Here is an 18170-nt window from a genome sequence, read left to right as displayed (position 1 = left end):
CATGGATACCCCAGTCACCGTCGTCGGCCATCGCGGCGACCCCTACCGCGTCCGCGAGAACACCGTCCCCTCGATCGTCTCGGCGTTCGAGCGGGGCGCGGACGCGGTGGAGGTCGACGTCCGGCTCACCGAGGACGGCGTCCCGGTGCTGCTGCACGACGACACCCTGAAGCGGCTGTGGGGGTTCGACCGGCGGCTGGCCGGGCTGACCCTCGACGAGCTGCGGGAGATCACCGAGGACGGGGTGCCGACGCTGCGCGAGGCGCTGATCGCGGCCGGCCCGCACCGGCTGATGCTGGACCTGCCGGGCGGGAACGACGCCTCGGTCCGGAAGATCGTCGGCACGGTGCGCGAGTGCGGCGCGAGCGAGCGCGTCTACTACTGCGCGGGCGGCACGGCCATGCTCGACGTCCGGGCCGCCGACCCGGCCGCGGAGATCGCGCTGACCTGGAACACGCTGGCCCCGCCGCGCCCGGTGCTGCTCGACGCGGTGCGCCCGAGGTGGCTCAACTACCGCTTCGGCCTGGCGAGTCGGCAGCTGGTCGAGCGGGTGCACCGGGCCGGCCTCCTGGTCTCGGTGTGGACCCCCGACACGAAACGGAACATGCGTAAGCTGATCGGGAACGGGGTCGATTCGATCACCACCAATCGGATCGACACGCTGGCCGCCGTCGTGCGAAAGGGCCGTGCATGAACGACAGGATCCGCACCGACATCGCGCACAACGCCCGCGTGTGGAACTACTGGCTCGGCGGCAAGGACTACTACCCGGTGGACCGGGAGGTCGGCGACCGGGTCACCGCCTTCCACCCGAGCATCGGCGCCGTGGCCCGCGCCGACCGCGCCTTCCTCGGCCGGGCGGTGACCCGGCTGACCGCGGAGGCCGGCATCCGCCAGTTCCTGGACATCGGCACCGGACTGCCCACCGCCGACAACACCCACGAGGTCGCCCAGCGGATCGCGCCGGACTCCCGGATCGTCTACGTCGACAACGACCCGATCGTCCTGACCCACGCCCGCGCGCTGCTCACCGGCACGCCCGAGGGCCGTACGGAGTACGTGGACGCCGACGCCCGCGACCCCGGGCGGATCCTCGCGGCGGCCGCCGGCACGCTCGACCTCTCGCGGCCGGTCGCCGTGCTGATACTGGGCATCCTCAACTTCGTCCTCGACCTCGACGAGGCCCGCGCGATCGTCCGGACCCTCATGGACGCGGTGCCGTCCGGGAGTTATCTGGTCGTCACGCATCCGACGTACGACCCCGAGTTGGGCGGCGAGGCCAACGTGGCGGCCATGGAGTTCTGGAACGCCAACGCCACCCCGCCGATCACCGCCCGCAGCCGCGCCGAGTTCGCCTCCTTCCTCGACGGCCTCGACCTCCTGGAGCCGGGCATCGTGTCCTGCGCCCGCTGGCAGGCGCCGGAGGCGGCGGACGTCGCCCAGTACGGAGCGGTGGCGCGCAAGCCGTAATGCGGATACGGGGGACGGCGGGAACGCGGGACGCGGGGGCCCGCGCACGGCTGCTCCGGGACCGGCTGCGGTCCCGGGCCGAGGCCAATCCATGGGCGGTCGACATCGGCCTGGCGCTGCTCGTGCAGGCGGCGATGACGATGCCGTTCGTGGTGCCGCGCGGCCCGGAACTCGAACCGGCGACCTGGCCGGCGTACGGACTGACCACGCTCACCGTCGTCCCGCTCGTGTGGCGGCGCAGGGCCCCGCTGGCGGTGCTGCTCGCGGTGATCGCGGCGAGCGGGCTCTACCGGCTGGCCCTGGAGGGGCCGGGACAGCCGCTGCCGTACACCGGCCTGGTCTGCCTCTACACGATCGCGGTGCTCTCGCCGCCGTGGAAGCGGCTCGCCGCCGGGATCCTGGTGGCGGTCGCGGTGCCGGTCTCGGTGTGGCTCAACACCCAGTCGGCGCGCGAACTCACCTTCTCCCTCTTCGTGTTCGGCGCCGCCTACGCCTTCGGCCGGCTCACCGACGCCCGGCAGCGGGCGCACCGGGTCGACGCCGAGCGGGCCGCGGCCCGCGAACGGGCCAGGATCGCCCGGGAGATGCACGACATCCTGTCGCACGCGGTGAGCCTGATGATCGTGCAGGCGGAGGCCGGGCCGGTGGCGGTCCGGGCGGCGCCGGAGCGGGCCGAGGCCGCATTCGACGCGATCTCCGCGACCGGCCGGGACGCGATGGTCCAACTGCGCCGGATGCTGGGCGTGTTGCGCGAGGACGCGGGCGGCCCGGCGGCTCCGCGCGCGCCGCAGCCGGACCTCGCGGACCTCCCGGTGCTCCTGGAGCGGGTGCGGTCGGGCGGTCTGAGCGTCGGGTACGCGACGGAGGGCGGGGTGCGGGCGCTGCCCGCGGCGACCGGGGCGAGCGTCTACCGGATCGTGCAGGAGGCCCTGACGAACGTGGTGAAGCACGCCCGGGCCCGTACGGCCGAGGTCCGGCTCGCCCACGCCGACGGCGTCGTGCGGGTCACGGTGACCGACGACGGGCGCGGCCCGCAGGGCGGCCCCGGCGGGCACGGTCTCGTGGGCATCCGGGAGCGGGCCGCCGCGCACGGCGGTACGGCGGAGACGGGCCCCGGCCCGGACGGCCGGGGGTTCGAGGTGCGGGTGCTGCTCCCCGTACCGGCAGAGGGGGAGAGATGACGATCCGGGTGGTGGTGGCGGACGACCAGGAACTGGTCCGCAGCGGCTTCGCGATGATCCTGGACGCGCAGCCGGACATCGAGGTGGTGGCGGAGGCCGGGGACGGCACGGCGGCCGTCGAGGCGGTGCGGCGGCTGGCGCCGGACGTGGCGCTGCTCGACATCCGGATGCCCCGGACCGACGGCATCGAGGCCTGCCGGACGATCAGCGCGGAGTCCCGCTGCCGGACGGTGATGCTGACGACCTTCGACACCGACGCGTATGTGTACGAGGCGCTGCACGCGGGCGCGAGCGGCTTCCTTCTGAAGGACGTGCGCCGCGACGACCTGGTGCACGCGGTACGGGTGGTGGCGGCGGGCGACTCGCTGCTCGCGCCGTCCGTGGCGCGGCGCCTGGTGGAGCAGTACACGGCGGGCGGGCCGCGCCCCGGCGGCCCGGCCCGGACCGCCGATCCCCGGCTCGACGTCCTCACCGGGCGGGAGCGCGAGACGCTGCTGCTGCTCGCCAGGGGCCTGTCGAACGCGGAGATCGCGGCGGAGCTGGTGGTCAGCGACCACACGGTGAAGACGCACGTCGGCAACGTGCTCGCCAAGCTGGGGCTGCGGGATCGCATCCAGGCGGTGATCTGCGCGTACGAGACGGGCCTGGTCGCGGCGGGCTCTCCCCCGCCGGGGGGAGGTGGCGGCGCGGGCGCCTCCCCCGGGCGGGCGAGGAAGTAGCCGGGGGAAGACCGCCGGTACGGGCGATCCTCCGGTCGTCGCAGGTCAGCAGGATGGAGCCATCGAGAACAACGGCTCAGACCCATGGAGTTGACCATGCGGAAGTCCACCCGCGCCCTGCTCGCCGCCGCCCTGGTCCTGGGCGTCACCGCCGGCCCGATGTCACTCGCCCCGGCCTTCGCCGCCCCGGCCCGGCCGGTGGCCCAAGCCCCGACGGCGCCCGACCTGTCGGCGGTGATCGGCGGCCTTCCGTCGAAGGACACGACGGCGGCCCTGGTCCGGGTCGGCGGCACCGAGGGCGCCTGGCAAGGCAGTGCGGGCGTGCACGACCTCACGACCGGCCGCCCGGCGGACCCGGGCGGCCGCTTCCGGGCCGGTTCGGTGACCAAGGTGTTCACGGCGGCGGTCGTCCTGCAGCTGGCGGGCGAGGGCCGGATCGACCTGGGCCGCCCGGCCCGCTCGTACCTCCCGGAGCTGATCCCGGCGGCGTACGGAGGCGTCACCGTACGCCAGTTGCTCAACCACACCCACGGCATCCCGGCGGCGCACCTGCCGGGTGAGACGGTCGAGGAGTGGTACGCGCGCCGCTTCGTCGAGCACGACCCGCGCGACCTGGTGCGCGACGCGACCGCGCGGCCGCGGGAGTTCGCCCCCGGCGAGAAGCAGCACTATCTCAACATCGGCTACACGATCGCCGGTCTGATCGTCGAGCGCGTCACGGGCGACTCGTACGAGCACCAGGTGGCGGCGCGGGTGCTGCGGCCGCTCGGCCTGAAGGACACGTACTTCCCGGGCGGCAGCCCGCGGATCGAGGGCCGGCACAACCACGGGTACCAGTGGATGCGGCTCGACGACGGGACGACCGGGCTGCGCGACGTCACCGTGTGGGGCGCCACGGACGGCTGGGCGGCGGGCGATCTGATCTCGACCACCGCGGACCTGGAACAGTTCACGCGGGCCCTGTTCGGCGGCCGGGTGGTGCGCGGACCGCTCCTGGAGGAGATGTTCACGCTGCCGAAGGTGGCGGACTTCGGGTCGGGCGCCCCGGCCGCGTACAGCGTCGGTCTGTCGATGAAGAAGCTGGGCGGGCGCGAGGTGTGGGGCAAGACCGGTGGCCGCTGGGGCTACAACGCTGCCATCGCCTCCACCCGCCACGGCGAGCGGACCCTGGTCTACAGCGTCAACTCGACGGACGCCAAGGGCCAGGAGATGAACAAGGTGGCGATGGGGGTCATGCTGGCGACGTTCGGGGCGCCGTCGGAGTGACCGCGCCCGGTGCTTCCGGCGCCTCCAGGGCTTCGAGCGCTTCGAGTCGCTTGATCAGCCGGCGTACGGCGAGCAGCGGCAGGATGCCGAGGACCCCGAAGGACATGTCGATCACCGACCACCAGAAGGGGATGCCGCGGATCGGTCCGCAGATCAGGGCGAGCGGGATGATGCCGACGCAGGCGATCATGCCGAACTCGATCACCCAGATGTTGCGGACCGGGTCGCGGTAGGGCCCGTAGAAGGCCACGGCGATGACGAGGTGGGCGAAGGCCAGCCAGTCGGTGCCGTAGAGGAGGTACGGGGCCCCGGCGTCGGCCCCTTCGAGCCCGGTCCGCACCCGGGAGATCCACTCGGCGAGGCCGGGGAAGGCGTCGGCGAGCGGGGCCGCCCAGGTGTCCAGGGCCCCGTCGGCCAGGCGGAGTTCGGTGACCAGCGGGAACGCCGTGGCCCCGCTGAGCACCAGACAGACGATGAAGACGACCAGCCAGACGCGGATGCGCTTGAGGAGGGCTCTGGGCCCGTTCGTGTCGCTCATGGAAGGCAGCGTACGCCTCCCGTGAACGCGTTCAAAAACGGGGTCGCCGGGTGAGCCGGCGGGCCACCGCGTGCGAGACGGCGGTCGCCCCGCCCGCGAGCGCGAGTCCGGCGAGCACGTCCCGGCCCCGGGTGGGCCGCAGCACCCCGGCGCGGCGCAGCCGCCCGCGCGCCCAGAGGGTGAAGGGGATGACCAGCAGCGGCGAGGTGACCGAGCCGGGGGTCACCCCGCGGACGGCGGCGGCCTGCGCGAGGTGCACCAGGCCGTGCAGTCCGAAGCCGTTCAACGCGCCCTGGTAGAAGGCGGACCGGCCGCCGGTGCGGTGGCCGGCGACGGCGGCCGCACCGACGATCGCGGCCATCACCCCGACGGCGGCCCGGAATTCCCGGTCGTCGACCGACCCGAGGGCCTGCCACACCGCGTCGGGCACACCCGGAAAGCGTTCCTTGAGGCCCGGCAGGTTCTCGCGCATCCAGCCCGGCCCGTACACCACCTCCTCGGTGTCGTGCAGCGCCCAGGCGGCGAACAGTCCATAGGTGACGGCTGAGTTGATCGCTGAGTCGATCCCCGTATCGGTCATGGGTACGGCTTACCACGGCGCGGCGGCGCACCGACGGGCGCGGCCCCGGCACCCTGTCGATCAGGGTGCCGGGGCCGCGTCGCGGGGCCGCGAGGGGTCAGCCGAGGGAGGTCATCACGTGCTTGATGCGCGTGTAGTCCTCGAAGCCGTAGCCCGAGAGGTCCTTGCCGTAGCCGGACTTCTTGAAGCCGCCGTGGGGCATCTCGGCGACCAGCGGGATGTGGGTGTTGATCCACACGCAGCCGAAGTCGAGCGCCTTGGACATGCGCATGGCGCGGGAGTGGTCCTTCGTCCAGACCGAGGACGCCAGGGCGTACTCGACGCCGTTGGCGTAGTCGAGGGCCTGGGCCTCGTCGGTGAAGGACTGGACGGTGATGACGGGGCCGAAGACCTCGTTCTGGATGATCTCGTCGTCCTGCTTGAGGCCGGAGACGACGGTCGGGGCGTAGAAGTAGCCCTTGTCGCCGACCCGGTGGCCGCCGGCCTCGACCTTGGCGTGCGCCGGGAGGCGGTCGATGAAGCCGGAGACCTGCTTCAGCTGGTTGGCGTTGTTGAGCGGGCCGTAGAGCACGTCCTCGTCGTCCGGCTGACCGGTCTTCGTCTCGGCGGCGGCCTTGGCGAGGGCGGCGACGAACTCGTCGTGGATGGACTCGTGCACGAGCACGCGGGTGGCGGCGGTGCAGTCCTGGCCGGCGTTGAAGAAGCCGGCGACGGAGATGTCCTCGACGGCCTTGTCGATGTCGGTGTCCTCGAAGACCACGACCGGGGCCTTGCCGCCGAGCTCCAGGTGGACGCGCTTGACGTCCTTGGCGGCGGACTCGGCGACCTGCATGCCGGCCCGGACCGAGCCGGTGATGGAGGCCATCGCCGGGGTCGGGTGCTCGACCATGGCGCGGCCGGTCTCGCGGTCGCCGCAGACGACGTTGAAGACGCCCTTGGGGACGATCTGCCCGATGATCTCGGCCATCAGGACGGTCGACGCCGGGGTGGTGTCCGAGGGCTTGAGGACGACGGTGTTGCCCGCGGCGAGCGCCGGGGCGAACTTCCACACGGCCATCATCATCGGGTAGTTCCACGGCGCGACCTGGGCGCAGACGCCCACCGGCTCGCGGCGGACGATCGAGGTCATGCCCTCCATGTACTCGCCGGCCGAGCGGCCCTCGAGCATCCGGGCGGCACCCGCGAAGAAGCGGATCTGGTCCACCATCGGCGGGATCTCCTCGCTCGCGGTGAGGGCGACCGGCTTGCCGGTGTTCTCGACCTCGGCGGCGATCAGGTCCTCGGCGCGCTCCTCGAAGGCGTCCGCGATCTTCAGGAGGACCTTCTGGCGCTCGGCGGGCGTGGTGTCGCGCCAGGCGGGGAAGGCGGCCGCGGCAGCCTCCATGGCGGCGTCGACGTCTGCCTGGCCCGACAGCGGGGAGGTGGCGTACACCTCACCGGTGGCCGGGTTGATCACGTCGATCGTGCGGCCGTCGGCCGCGTCCCGGAACTCCCCGTTGATGTAGTTGCGCAGCCGGCGCAGCTCGGTGGTCACTTGCCACCCCTCCTGTCACGTTCTGTCTCCGCACTCCGTCGTGCGGTGTCCCGATGTGCGAGACACCTCAGCCTAATCGGTCCACTGACGCTTTCAACAGGCCCGACCCTCGCCAACTTCGGATTCAGTGTGATCGAGAGCCTTGAACAACGAATTTCATCGCTCTGGGGTTGCGAGAACGACAGGTTCGGTGCACAGTGAAGTCGTGGCCAGTCGAAGCACAGACTCCAGAACCGGAACCGGTTCGTCCCCGACGATCGATGCCGTCTCCCTGGCGATCATCGAACAGCTCCAGCAGGACGGACGCCGTCCCTACGCCGCCATCGGCAAGGCCGTCGGCCTGTCCGAGGCCGCCGTACGGCAGCGCGTCCAGAAGCTGCTCGACCAGGGCGTCATGCAGATCGTCGCCGTCACCGACCCGCTCACCGTGGGATTCCGGCGCCAGGCGATGGTCGGCATCAACGTCGAGGGTGACCTGGATCCGGTCGCGGACGCGCTGACGGCCATGGCCGAATGCGAGTACGTGGTGATGACCGCGGGCTCCTTCGACCTCATGGTGGAGATCGTCTGCGAGGACGACGACCACCTCCTGGATGTGATCAACAAGCGCATCCGCACCCTCCCCGGGGTGCGCTCCACCGAGAGCTTCGTCTACCTGAAGCTCAAGAAGCAGACCTATATGTGGGGAACCCGATAGCCGTGAGCAAGGACCTCTCGAAGACCGCCTACGACCACCTGTGGATGCACTTCACCCGCATGTCGTCGTACGAGAACAGCCCCGTCCCCACCATCGTCCGCGGTGAGGGCACCTACATCTACGACGACAAGGGCAGGAAGTACCTCGACGGCCTCGCCGGCCTGTTCGTGGTCCAGGCCGGTCACGGCCGCACCGAGCTCGCCGAGACGGCCGCCAAGCAGGCCCAGGAGCTCGCCTTCTTCCCGGTGTGGTCCTACGCCCACCCCAAGGCCGTCGAGCTCGCCGAGCGTCTCGCCAACGAGGCCCCCGGCGACCTGAACAAGGTGTTCTTCACCACCGGCGGCGGCGAGGCCGTCGAGACCGCCTGGAAGCTCGCCAAGCAGTACTTCAAGCTGGTCGGCAAGCCCACCAAGTACAAGGTCATCTCGCGTGCGGTCGCCTACCACGGCACCCCGCAGGGCGCCCTCTCCATCACCGGTCTGCCCGGTCTGAAGGCCCCCTTCGAGCCGCTGGTGCCCGGCGCCCACAAGGTCCCGAACACCAACATCTACCGCGCCCCGCTGCACGGCGACGACCCGGAGGCCTTCGGCCGCTGGGCCGCCGACCAGATCGAGCAGCAGATCCTCTTCGAGGGCCCCGAGACCGTCGCGGCCGTCTTCCTGGAGCCGGTACAGAACGCCGGCGGCTGCTTCCCGCCGCCGCCCGGCTACTTCCAGCGGGTCCGCGAGATCTGCGACCAGTACGACGTGCTGCTCGTCTCCGACGAGGTCATCTGCGCCTTCGGCCGCCTCGGCACCACCTTCGCCTGCGACAAGTTCGGCTACGTGCCGGACATGATCACCTGCGCGAAGGGCATGACCTCGGGCTACTCCCCGATCGGCGCCTGCATCGTCTCCGACCGCCTGGCCGAGCCGTTCTACAAGGGTGACAACACCTTCCTGCACGGCTACACCTTCGGCGGCCACCCGGTGTCCGCCGCCGTCGGCCTCGCCAACCTCGACATCTTCGAGAAGGAGAAGCTGAACCAGCACGTCCTCGACAACGAGGGCAACTTCCTCTCCACGCTGCAGAAGCTGCACGACCTGCCGATCGTCGGCGACGTCCGCGGCAACGGCTTCTTCTACGGCATCGAGCTGGTCAAGGACAAGGTCACCAAGGAGTCCTTCAACGACGAGGAGACCGAGCGCGTCCTGTACGGCTTCCTCTCCAAGGCGCTCTTCGACAACGGCCTCTACTGCCGTGCCGACGACCGCGGCGACCCGGTCATCCAGCTGGCTCCGCCGCTGATCTCGGACCAGTCCACGTTCGACGAGATCGAGCAGATCCTCCGCGCCACCCTCACCGAGGCGTGGACCAGGCTCTGATCCCGCGACATCACGCCGCCCTCACGGCGTGACCCCGGCCCGGGCATGCCGCCATCCGAGTGGATGGCGGCGGCCCGGGCCGCGTGCTGTCCGTACCAGCGGATCTGAATCCTTACGGTGCCGAGTGACCCACGTGACCCACAGGCCCGTCTCCTCGTTCCCCCGTACGGGGGAACACACATCAGATCCGACATCGAGGTGTACGCGATGGTGGCCCCACCGGACAACGACGTGCTCTGGGCGCGTTCCCTGCGCTGCGCCCTGGGCGGCTCCGACGTGCTGACCGGAGTCTCCGTCGGCGCGCGCGAAGGCGAGATCCTCGCCGTCACCGGACCCCGCGGCAGCGGCAAGACCACGCTGCTGCGCTGTCTGTCCGGCCAGACCCTGGCCCAGGAGGGCGAGGTCTGGTTCAACAGCGCGCCCGTGCACACCATGACCCGCGCGCAGCGCGAGCGGCTGCGGCGCGAGCGCTTCGGCTGGATCGACCCCGAGCCCGGGCTCGTCCCCGAACTCACCGGCTGGGAGAACGTGGCCCTGCCGCTGCTGCTGCGCGGCGTGTCCCACCGGGCCGCCCGCACCGCCGCCGTCGAGTGGCTGGAGCGCCTCGACACCGGGGCCGCCGCCAAGCGGCGCCCGCACGCCCTCACCCAGTCGCAGCGCCAGCGGATCGCGATCGCCCGCGCCCTGGTCACCACCCCCTCGGTGCTGTTCGCCGACGAGCCGACCGCGACCCTGCACCGCGCCGACGGCGCGCAGGTCCTGCGTACCCTGACCGCCGCGGCCCGTTCGCACGGCATCACGGTGCTGCTCGCCAGCGGCGACCCCGAGGTCGCCGCGCTCGCCGACCGCACGGTCGCGCTCCTCGACGGGCGCCGCGTCGGCGCCGTACCGCCGGCCACCGGGGCGGAGGGCGTCACCGCGTGCTCGCTCTCCGTCTAGTCCGCGGCACCCACCCCGTCGTCCAGCTGCGGCGGCTGTGCGTCGCCGCGGCCGCCGCCGGGGTGGGTTTCCTGCTCCTGTGCTCCCTCGGCTACGCGGTGGGCCACCCCGGCGACTCCTCGGCGGCCGTGCTGCGGCTGCTGTGGTGCGCGCTGCCGCTGGCCGCGACGGTGCAGTTCGCGGTCGCGGTGGCCCGCACCGACCCCAGCATCCGGCCGCGCCCCGGCCTGTCCGCGATCGGCCTCGGCCCGGCCCGGCTCACCGCGATCGCCGCGACCTCCACCGCCGTCGCCTGCACCCTCGGCTCGGCCGTCGCCCTGCTGTTCTATCTGCACCTGCGCGGCGACATCACGGGCCTGCCCTTCGACGGCGCCGCCGCCGACCTGCTCGCCGCCGACCAGCCGCTCCCCCTCGCCGCCGCCCTCACCCTGCTGGCCGTCGTCCCGGTGGCGGGCGCCACCGCGGCCGGCCTCGCGCTGCGCCCCCGCAAGACCGCGGAGACCCCCGCCGCCGTACGGTCCGCGACCGCCGGGCTGCCCTGGGGCGTCGCCCTGCTCGCCGTGGGCCTGGCCGTCGAGACGTACGCGGCGCGCGGCGACGGCGGCGGGGTGCTTGCCGGCTGGGTGCTCACCGCGGTCGGCCTGGCGATGGCCGGCCCCGGCCTCACCCACGGCTGCGGCCGCCTCCTCCAGATGGTCCGCCCCGGCGCCGTACGCCTGCTCGCCGGCCGGGTCCTCATGGACGAGGCCCGCCGCATCGGCCGCCCGCTCGGCGTGGTCTCCGCCGTCGGCTCCGGCGCGGTCGCCGGCTACGCCCTGTACGGCGGCGAGCTCGGCCCGCTCTCCTGGCTGGGCGTCACCGTGGTCGTCGGCTGCACCACCGCGACCCTCCTCTCCGCCGCCCTGGAGTCCAAGCAGTCCCGCACCCACACCACCGAGGCCCTCCTCCGCCTCGGCGCCCCACCCACGGTCCTCCGCACCACCGCGCTGCTGCGGGCGGGCGTGCTGCTGGCGGTGTTCGTGCCGCTTACGTGGGCGGTGGGGGCGCTGGCGGCGGTGCCGCTGCGGGGCTGAGGGCCCCCGGCCCCCGGACAGGGCCTCGCGGCCGTGCCCGGCCTATCGTGGGCGCATGAGCCAGCCCCTGGGGAGGCCGGACCGGCCGCGCGGACATGAGCGGGAGATCCACTCGCTCGACGAGTTCGACGCGGCGCTGGGCGCGCGCGGGTCGTTGCGCGGGCACCGGATCCAGTCGGTGGACCTCACCGACCGCACGTTCGCGCTGCTCGCCGCGTCCACCGCCGACGCCGTGTTCCTGGGGTGCGCGATGGCGCCGGAGGCGGCGGCAAAGGTGCGGGCGGACGGGGCGCTGGTGTTCCCGCCGGTGCCGGATCTGCCGTTCGATCCGTACCGGTCCCGGCTGTACTCGCCCGGCGAGCTGTACGAGGGCATCGCCGGGCAGCCGTACGAGGAGACCCCGGACGCCCGCTCGTACACCTGGTTCCAGCGGACCCGCGCGGACGGCGACATCTTCTCGTCGATGCTGCGCTCGCTGCACGACGACGCCATCTCGGACGCCCTCGACGAGGCCCTCGCGGGCGCGCGGGTGGTGGGCGTGATGGGCGGGCACGCGATGGTGCGGGGCGGCACGGAGTACGCGGGGGCGGCCCGGCTGGGACGCTCGCTGAGCCGGGCGGGCCTGACGGTGGCGACGGGCGGCGGCCCCGGCGCGATGGAGGCGGCGAACCTGGGCGCGTACGCCGCTCCGCTGCCCGACGCGGCCCTCGACGAGGCCCTGGAACTCCTCGCGAAGGCCCCGTCCTTCACGCCGTCGGTCACCGACTGGGCGCGGGCCGCCTTCGAGGTACGGGCCCGGTGGCCGCGCGGCGGCGACTCGGCCGGCATCCCGACCTGGTTCTACGGCCACGAGCCGCCGAACGCGTTCGCGTCGCGGATCGGCAAGTACTTCGCCAACGCGACCCGCGAGGACGGGCTGCTCGCCCGCTCGACGGCGGGCGTGGTGTTCCTGCCGGGCGCGGCCGGCACGGTCCAGGAGATCTTCGACAACGCGACCCCGAACTACTACGCCTCGCGCGGCGCCCCGGCCCCGATGGTCCTGGTCGACCGCGCCCACTGGACCACGCGCCTGCCGGCCTGGCCGCTGCTCGCGACGCTCGCCGAAGGCCGCCCGATGGCGGCGCGGATCGCCCTCGTCGACTCGATCGACGAGGCCCCTCAGGCGCTGGAACGGCTGGCCGCCGCCGAGTAGTCGATCGTGTCCATGATCGGCCGGGCGAGCGGCCACCCGTCGAGCTCGGTGTCCCGCTCCGGGACCTCACGCCCGAGGACGCCCTGCGCGGCCTCAAGGAGGCGGCGGGCCGTCCCCGGCTCGTACAGGTTGAGGTAGTGCTGGTCGGGCATCCGGATCACGGTCCCCGACTCGAACCAGTCGTTCGAGATGACGCCGGTGTCGGTGGGCGCGAACACGATCGCGAGCCGCCGCCGCTCCCGGCGCGGCCGGTCCGCGGGATAGAACGCGAGCGTCAGCCGGCAGTCCTCGTACACCGGCCGCGGCCGCTGCCGCACGGTCCACAGCCACGGCCTGCCGTCCACGACGAGCGGGCGCAGGCGTCGGTCGTTCCTCATCCGCGCACCGTAACCGCCGTGCGGGGCACGGGCGCAAGCGGATTACGGCCTACGCCTCCTCAAGCACCACCACGTCCTCCGCCCGGAACTCCACGTCCACCTCGGCGCCCTCCTCCGGCGCGTCCCGGAGCGTGAACTCGGCTTCCAGGGGCGGGCCTTCGGCCGGGAGGAGGGTGACGGCGACGTGGTCGCCGCGGAAGGTGCGGGTGGCGGCGCGGCAGGCGAGGCCCTCGCCGGCGGGGACGCGGCGGAGGGCGGCGGGCCGGACGAGGAGGCGGTGCTCGCCCTGGGGGGAGCCGTCGGGGACGGGGATCTTGCCCCAGACGGTGTCGGCGGCGGCGCCGGTGACGGTGGCCGGGACGACGTTGTCGAAGCCGAGGAAGCGGGCGACGAACTCGGAGGCGGGGCGCCGCCACACGTCGACGGGCGTGCCGGTCTGGGCGATCCGGCCGTCGTTCATGACGACGACCCGGTCGGCGAGGGCGAACGCCTCGCCCTGGTCGTGGGTGACGGCGAGCACGGTCGTCCCCAACCGGGCGAACAGGGCGCGGAGTTCGACGACGAGCCGTTCCCGCAGGCCGCGGTCGAGCTGCCCGAGCGGCTCGTCCAGCATCAGCAGCCGGGGCCGCGGCGCGAGCGCCCGGGCCAGTGCGACGCGCTGCTGCTCGCCGCCGGACAGCGCGGACACGGCCCGCCGCCCGGCGCCGGGCAGCCCGACGAGGTCGAGCAACTCGGCGACCCGCGCGCCCTGTTCGCCCTTCGGCACGCCGTGCATGCGCAGCCCGAAGGCGACGTTCCCTGCGACGTCCCGCTGCGGGAACAGCTGGTGGTCCTGGAACATCAGGCCGACCCCGCGCCGGTGCACCGGCACCCCGGCCTGGTCGGCGCCGCCGAGCAGCACCCGGCCCGCGTCCAGCGGCTGGAGCCCGGCGACCGCCCGCAGCAGCGTCGACTTGCCGCTGCCGCTGGGCCCGAGGACGCACACGATCTCGTGCTCGGCGACCTCCAGGTCCACCGCGTCGAGCACGGCCCGGTCCCCGAACCGTACGGTCGCGCCGGTCAGCGAAAGCATCAGAACTCCCCCGAGGTCCGGTCGGAGCGCAGCCGTTCGAGCAGCAGCAGGGACACCGCGCACACCACCATCAGAATCGTCGAAAGGGCCATCGCCTGGCCGTAGTTGAGCTCACCTGGCCGGCCGAGCAGCCGTGCCACGGCGACCGGCAGGGTCGGGTTGTCGGGCCGTGCGATGAACACGGTCGCCCCGAACTCGCCGAGCGACACGGCGAACGCGAACCCGGCGGCGATCAGCAGCGCCCGCCGCACCAGCGGCAGGTCGACCTCCCGCCAGGCCCGCCACGGCGACGCGCCGAGCACGGCCGCCGCCTCCCGCAGCCGCTCGTCGACCGCGCGCAGCACCGGCAGCATGGTCCGCACCACGAACGGCACCCCGACGAGCGCCTGCGCGAGCGGTACGAGGATCCAGCTGGCCCGCAGGTCGAGCGGCGGCTCGTCGAGGGTGATGAGGAAGCCGAAGCCGACCGTCACCGCGGACACCCCGAGCGGCAGCATCAGCAGCGCGTCGAAGCCGCGCACCAGCCGGCCCGCCCGCCGGGTGAGGGCCGCCGCGGCGAGCCCGCCGATGACGACGGCGATGCCGGTCGCGGCGAGCGCGTACTGCAGCGAGTTCACGATCGTGTCGGTCAGCGGTACGAGGAAGGTGCCGCCCTCGTCGACCTGCCCGAGCGCCCGGTAGTAGTCCAGGCCGTAGCCGTCGGAGGTGGCGAGGGAGCGCTCCACGAGCACGCCGAGCGGGGCGAGGATCAGCAGTGCGACGGACAGCAGGACGCCGCCGAGCAGCGCCCACTGGCCCGCGCCCTGCGGGCGGCGGGCGGTGCGCTCGGCCGGGACGAGGCGCAGCGCCGTCTCCCGGCGCCGTACCACGCGCGCGTGCACCGTGAGGATCGCGCCGACGGCGACGAACTGCACCATGGTGAGCACGGCGGCCGTGGACAGCTGGAGCCGGTCGGCGGTCTGCCGGTAGATCTCGGTCTCCAGGGTGGAGTACGCGGGGCCGCCGAGGATCTGCACGATGCCGAAGGAGCTCGCGGTGAACAGGAACACCATGAGCGCGGCGGCGGCCACGGACGGCCCGAGCGCGGGCAGCGTCACGGTCCGCCAGGCCCGCCAGCGGGACGCGCCGAGGACCCGGGCGGCCTCCTCCTGGCGCGGGTCGAGCTGCGACCAGAGGCCGCCGACGGTGCGGACGACGACCGCGTAGTTGAAGAAGACATGCGCGAGGAGGATCGCCCACACCCCGGTGTCGAGGCGCAGCCCCCACCAGTCGTCGAGCAGCCCGCGCCGCCCGACGAGCGCCAGGAACGCCGTGCCGACCATCACCGTCGGCAGCACGAACGGCACCGTGACCACGGCCCGCAGCACCCGCTTGCCGGGGAAGTCGAACCGTGCGAAGACATACGCGCCGGGCAGCGCGACGAGCAGGGTGAGCGCCGTGGAGGCGAGCGCCTGCCACAGCGTGAACCACAGGACGTCGAGGATCTCCGGCCGGCTCAGCGTCTCGCCGAACCGCCCGAGCTCCCACCGCCCGTCCGGCCTGAGCCCGCGCTCCACGATGGAGACGACGGGCCAGGCGAAGAACACGGCGAAGAACACGACGGGCAGGACCATCAGTCCCAGCCGCGTCGCGCTCCCCGCCGCGCTCCCCCGACGCGTACGGCGGGCGACTACTTCAGGACGAGCGAGGTCCACTGCTGGATCCACTGGTCACGGTTGTCGGCGATCTTCTTCGGCGCCATCGTCTCGGGCTTCTCGATCACCACACCGTGCTTGGTGAACAGCTCGGGGAGCGTCGCGTCCTTCGTCACCGGGTTGACGAACATCTGCAGCGGCATGTCGTCCTGGAACTTCTTCGAGATGAGGAAGTCGATCAGCTTCTTGCCGCCCTCGGGGTTCTTCGCCCCGTTCAGCAGGCCCGCGAACTCGGTCTGCCGGAAGCAGGTGCCAGTGGACACGCCGGTCGGCGCGACCTTCGGCTGCGGCTCGGCGTACAGCACCTCGACCGGCGGGGACGACGCGTACGACACGACGAGCGGGCGGTCGCCCTTGGCCTTCTTGCCGCCGGCCGAGCCGGAGAACTCCTGGTTGTAGGCGAGCTCCCAGCTGTCGACGGTCTTCACACCGTTGGCCTTGAGCTTCTTCCAGTAGTCCTGCCAGCCCTCGTCCCCGTACTTCGCGGCCGTGCCGAGCAGGAAGCCGAGGCCCGGGGAGGACCGCTCCGGGTTCTCCGTGACGAGCAGGTCCTTGTAGGCGGGCTTCGCGAGGTCGTCGAAGGTCTGCGGCGGCGCCAGCTTCTTGTCCGCGAAGTACTGCTTGTCATAGTTGACGCAGATGTCGCCGGAGTCGATCGGGGTGACCCGGTGCTGCTCCTTGTCGAGCTGCAGCTCGGCCGGGATCCGGTCCAGGCCCTGCGCCTCGTACGGGACGAAGATGCCGTTGTCGAGGGCGCGGGACAGCAGGGTGTTGTCCACGCCGAAGAAGACGTCGCCCTGCGGGGAGCCCTTGGTCAGGATCTCCTTGTTGACGGCCTCGCCGGCGTCGCCGCTCTTGAGCACCTTGACCGTGAGACCGGTCTGCTTGGTGAACTCCGCGAGCACCTCCTTGGAGGCGTTGAAGGAGTCGTGGCTGACGAGGGTCACGGTCTTCGGCATGGGCTGGTCGGTCTCGCCGGCCGCCTCCCGAACGTCGTCCGTGCCGCACGCGGCGAGGGTGGTGACGCCGAGCGCCGCGACGAGCGCGGCGGCGGCCGCCTTCCTGATGTTCACGTGAATGTCCTCCTGGGTGTGACCAGAAGGAGACGCGGCCCTGCCCGCGCCCGGGGAGACCGGGCGCGGGCAGGGCGCAACAGCTCGAGTTACGACCGAACTTCCTACCCGGAATGACCCGGGCGAGGTTCAGAGGGTCTGCGGTCTACGGTTACCGCACTCTCAGCGCTGTGGCGCTCCCCTGTCGGATTATGAAGATGTGTTCGAGCTCAGAGTACAAGGTCAGCGTTCGGCGGCGGCCAGCTGTCCACAGGCGCCGTCGATCTCCTGACCGCGGGTGTCACGGACGGTGACCGGGACGCCGTGGCGGGCGATCGCCTCGACAAACGCCTTCTCGTCCTCGGGGCGGGACGCCGTCCACTTCGAGCCGGGCGTCGGGTTCAGCGGGATCAGGTTGACGTGCACCCGCTTGCCCTTCAGGAGGCGGCCGAGGAGGTCGCCCCGCCAGGCCTGGTCGTTGATGTCCCGGATCAGCGCGTACTCGATGGAGATCCGGCGGCCCGACTTCTCCGCGTACTCCCAGGCCGCGTCGAGGACCTCACGGACCTTCCAGCGGGTGTTCACCGGTACGAGGGTGTCGCGCAGCTCGTCGTCCGGCGCGTGCAGCGACACGGCGAGCCGGCACTTGAAGCCCTCGTCGGCGAACCGCCGCATCGCCGGCACCAGGCCGACCGTGGACACGGTGATCCCGCGCTGCGACAGGCCCAGGCCGTCCGGCTCGGGGTCGGTCAGGCGGCGGATCGCGCCGACGACCCGCTTGTAGTTGGCGAGCGGCTCGCCCATCCCCATGAACACGATGTTCGAAAGGCGCGCCGGGCCTCCCGGCACCTCGCCGTCGCGCAGCGCGCGCATCCCGTCGACGATCTGGTGCACGATCTCCGCCGTCGACAGGTTCCGGTCGAGACCGGCCTGCCCCGTCGCGCAGAACGGACAGTTCATGCCGCAGCCGGCCTGCGAGGAGATACACATGGTCACCCGGTCCGGGTAGCGCATGAGCACCGACTCGACGAGCGTGCCGTCGTGCAGCCGCCACAGCGTCTTACGGGTGGTGTCGTCGTCGCACGACACGTGCCGCACCACCGACATCAGGTCGGGCAGCAGCTCCCCGGCGAGCTTCTCGCGTGACGCGGCGGGAATGTCGGTCCACTCCGCCGGGTCGTGCGCGTAGCGCGCGAAGTAGTGCGTCGACAGCTGCTTGGCGCGGAACGGCTTCTCGCCGATCGCGGCGACCGCCTCCTTGCGCTCGGCGGGCGACAGGTCGGCGAGGTGCCGCGGGGGCTGCTTGGCTCCCCGCGGGGCGACGAAAGTGAGTTCTCCGGGAAGCGGGCGGGCCACGACGGGTGTCTCCTCAGAACGACGAGGTCTGACGCCACCCACGGGGGGCGGGGAGCACGGCGGGAC

18 protein-coding genes and 1 riboswitch are annotated in these 18170 nt (G+C 72.6%); of the genes, 10 read left to right on the top strand and 8 right to left on the bottom strand.

Features of this window, described 5'->3' with window-relative positions; all coding sequences use genetic code 11:
- Position 1 precedes the first annotated feature (1 nt).
- From JAO84_RS26855 to JAO84_RS26835, 5 genes are all read left to right on the top strand, one after another.
- Complete coding sequence (locus tag JAO84_RS26855; RefSeq protein WP_370415121.1) at positions 2–694, top strand: glycerophosphodiester phosphodiesterase; 693 nt, start codon at positions 2–4, stop codon at positions 692–694.
- On the top strand, positions 691–1470 hold the full coding sequence (locus JAO84_RS26850) for an SAM-dependent methyltransferase (RefSeq protein WP_370415120.1): 780 nt from the start codon (positions 691–693) through the stop codon (positions 1468–1470). The genes JAO84_RS26855 and JAO84_RS26850 overlap by 4 nt, the downstream gene beginning before the upstream one ends.
- 134 nt (positions 1471–1604) lie before the next feature.
- On the top strand, positions 1605–2651 hold the full coding sequence (locus tag JAO84_RS26845) for a sensor histidine kinase (RefSeq protein WP_370416877.1): 1047 nt from the start codon (positions 1605–1607) through the stop codon (positions 2649–2651).
- A complete protein-coding gene (locus JAO84_RS26840) occupies positions 2648–3370 on the top strand; it encodes a response regulator (protein WP_370415119.1) in 723 nt (240 codons plus the stop codon). The genes JAO84_RS26845 and JAO84_RS26840 overlap by 4 nt, the downstream gene beginning before the upstream one ends.
- A 96-nt stretch (positions 3371–3466) precedes the next feature.
- Positions 3467–4636: a serine hydrolase domain-containing protein gene (locus JAO84_RS26835; RefSeq protein WP_370415118.1), complete on the top strand. Its 1170-nt coding sequence runs from the start codon at positions 3467–3469 to the stop codon at positions 4634–4636.
- Here the strand turns inward: JAO84_RS26835 and JAO84_RS26830 are convergent.
- The 3 genes from JAO84_RS26830 to JAO84_RS26820 form a co-directional block, all read right to left on the bottom strand.
- Positions 4602–5174, bottom strand: coding sequence for a hypothetical protein (locus JAO84_RS26830; protein WP_370415117.1), 573 nt, complete (start codon positions 5172–5174; stop codon positions 4602–4604). The genes JAO84_RS26835 and JAO84_RS26830 overlap by 35 nt on opposite strands.
- A gap of 31 nt (positions 5175–5205) precedes the next feature.
- A complete protein-coding gene (locus tag JAO84_RS26825; protein ID WP_370415116.1) occupies positions 5206–5754 on the bottom strand; it encodes an HXXEE domain-containing protein in 549 nt (182 codons plus the stop codon).
- Positions 5755–5851: 97 nt separating this feature from the next.
- A complete protein-coding gene (locus JAO84_RS26820; RefSeq protein ID WP_370415115.1) occupies positions 5852–7288 on the bottom strand; it encodes a gamma-aminobutyraldehyde dehydrogenase in 1437 nt (478 codons plus the stop codon).
- Positions 7289–7478: 190 nt separating this feature from the next.
- Here JAO84_RS26820 and JAO84_RS26815 point away from each other — a divergent pair, with 190 nt between their 5' ends.
- From JAO84_RS26815 to JAO84_RS26795, 5 genes are all read left to right on the top strand, one after another.
- Positions 7479–7985, top strand: coding sequence for an Lrp/AsnC family transcriptional regulator (locus JAO84_RS26815; RefSeq protein ID WP_265864573.1), 507 nt, complete (start codon positions 7479–7481; stop codon positions 7983–7985).
- Positions 7970–9349 (top strand): aspartate aminotransferase family protein, encoded by a 1380-nt coding sequence (locus JAO84_RS26810; protein ID WP_370415114.1) that lies wholly within the window; start codon positions 7970–7972, stop codon positions 9347–9349. Before JAO84_RS26815 ends, JAO84_RS26810 begins: the two co-directional genes overlap by 16 nt.
- Positions 9350–9556: 207 nt before the next feature.
- Entirely contained in the window at positions 9557–10288 is a 732-nt protein-coding gene (locus JAO84_RS26805; RefSeq protein ID WP_370415113.1) for an ABC transporter ATP-binding protein, read from the top strand.
- A complete protein-coding gene (locus JAO84_RS26800) occupies positions 10270–11361 on the top strand; it encodes a hypothetical protein (RefSeq protein ID WP_370415112.1) in 1092 nt (363 codons plus the stop codon). The genes JAO84_RS26805 and JAO84_RS26800 overlap by 19 nt, the downstream gene beginning before the upstream one ends.
- 55 nt (positions 11362–11416) lie before the next feature.
- Positions 11417–12553, top strand: coding sequence for an LOG family protein (locus JAO84_RS26795; RefSeq protein ID WP_370415111.1), 1137 nt, complete (start codon positions 11417–11419; stop codon positions 12551–12553).
- On the opposite strand, the gene JAO84_RS26790 is transcribed toward JAO84_RS26795, so the two are convergent.
- The 5 genes from JAO84_RS26790 to rlmN all read right to left on the bottom strand — a co-directional run bounded on the left by JAO84_RS26790 (position 12520) and on the right by rlmN (position 18104).
- On the bottom strand, positions 12520–12930 hold the full coding sequence (locus tag JAO84_RS26790) for a hypothetical protein (protein WP_370415110.1): 411 nt from the start codon (positions 12928–12930) through the stop codon (positions 12520–12522). The genes JAO84_RS26795 and JAO84_RS26790 overlap by 34 nt on opposite strands.
- A 49-nt stretch (positions 12931–12979) precedes the next feature.
- A complete protein-coding gene (locus JAO84_RS26785; RefSeq protein WP_370415109.1) occupies positions 12980–14002 on the bottom strand; it encodes an ABC transporter ATP-binding protein in 1023 nt (340 codons plus the stop codon).
- A complete protein-coding gene (locus tag JAO84_RS26780; protein WP_370415108.1) occupies positions 14002–15615 on the bottom strand; it encodes an ABC transporter permease in 1614 nt (537 codons plus the stop codon). Before JAO84_RS26780 ends, JAO84_RS26785 begins: the two co-directional genes overlap by 1 nt.
- A 56-nt stretch (positions 15616–15671) precedes the next feature.
- The gene (locus JAO84_RS26775; RefSeq protein ID WP_370415107.1) at positions 15672–16769 is read right to left on the bottom strand and encodes a thiamine ABC transporter substrate binding subunit; all 1098 of its coding nucleotides are present in this window, start codon (positions 16767–16769) and stop codon (positions 15672–15674) included.
- An 83-nt stretch (positions 16770–16852) separates the two neighbouring features.
- A riboswitch (TPP riboswitch) is annotated at positions 16853–16962 on the bottom strand.
- A 29-nt stretch (positions 16963–16991) separates the two neighbouring features.
- Positions 16992–18104: a 23S rRNA (adenine(2503)-C(2))-methyltransferase RlmN gene (gene rlmN, locus JAO84_RS26770; RefSeq protein WP_265864591.1), complete on the bottom strand. Its 1113-nt coding sequence runs from the start codon at positions 18102–18104 to the stop codon at positions 16992–16994.
- Positions 18105–18170: the final 66 nt, after the last annotated feature.

It is taken from the genome of Streptomyces fradiae, assembly GCF_041270065.1.
GTDB lineage: Bacteria > Actinomycetota > Actinomycetes > Streptomycetales > Streptomycetaceae > Streptomyces.
This window is presented reverse-complemented; position numbering and strand designations above follow the sequence as displayed.

What these genes read in the sequence shown, in the direction of transcription:
- JAO84_RS26805 (WP_370415113.1), top strand. Translation starts at nt 9,557, where the DNA reads ATGGTGGCCCCACCGGACAACGACGTGCTCTGGGCGCGTTCCCTGCGC.
- JAO84_RS26830 (WP_370415117.1), bottom strand. Translation starts at nt 5,174, where the DNA reads ATGAGCGACACGAACGGGCCCAGAGCCCTCCTCAAGCGCATCCGCGTC.
- JAO84_RS26845 (WP_370416877.1), top strand. Translation starts at nt 1,605, where the DNA reads ATGACGATGCCGTTCGTGGTGCCGCGCGGCCCGGAACTCGAACCGGCG.
- JAO84_RS26780 (WP_370415108.1), bottom strand. Translation starts at nt 15,615, where the DNA reads ATGGTCCTGCCCGTCGTGTTCTTCGCCGTGTTCTTCGCCTGGCCCGTC.
- JAO84_RS26825 (WP_370415116.1), bottom strand. Translation starts at nt 5,754, where the DNA reads ATGACCGATACGGGGATCGACTCAGCGATCAACTCAGCCGTCACCTAT.
- JAO84_RS26835 (WP_370415118.1), top strand. Translation starts at nt 3,467, where the DNA reads ATGCGGAAGTCCACCCGCGCCCTGCTCGCCGCCGCCCTGGTCCTGGGC.
- JAO84_RS26795 (WP_370415111.1), top strand. Translation starts at nt 11,417, where the DNA reads ATGAGCCAGCCCCTGGGGAGGCCGGACCGGCCGCGCGGACATGAGCGG.
- JAO84_RS26790 (WP_370415110.1), bottom strand. Translation starts at nt 12,930, where the DNA reads ATGAGGAACGACCGACGCCTGCGCCCGCTCGTCGTGGACGGCAGGCCG.
- JAO84_RS26785 (WP_370415109.1), bottom strand. Translation starts at nt 14,002, where the DNA reads ATGCTTTCGCTGACCGGCGCGACCGTACGGTTCGGGGACCGGGCCGTG.
- JAO84_RS26840 (WP_370415119.1), top strand. Translation starts at nt 2,648, where the DNA reads ATGACGATCCGGGTGGTGGTGGCGGACGACCAGGAACTGGTCCGCAGC.
- JAO84_RS26855 (WP_370415121.1), top strand. Translation starts at nt 2, where the DNA reads ATGGATACCCCAGTCACCGTCGTCGGCCATCGCGGCGACCCCTACCGC.
- JAO84_RS26850 (WP_370415120.1), top strand. Translation starts at nt 691, where the DNA reads ATGAACGACAGGATCCGCACCGACATCGCGCACAACGCCCGCGTGTGG.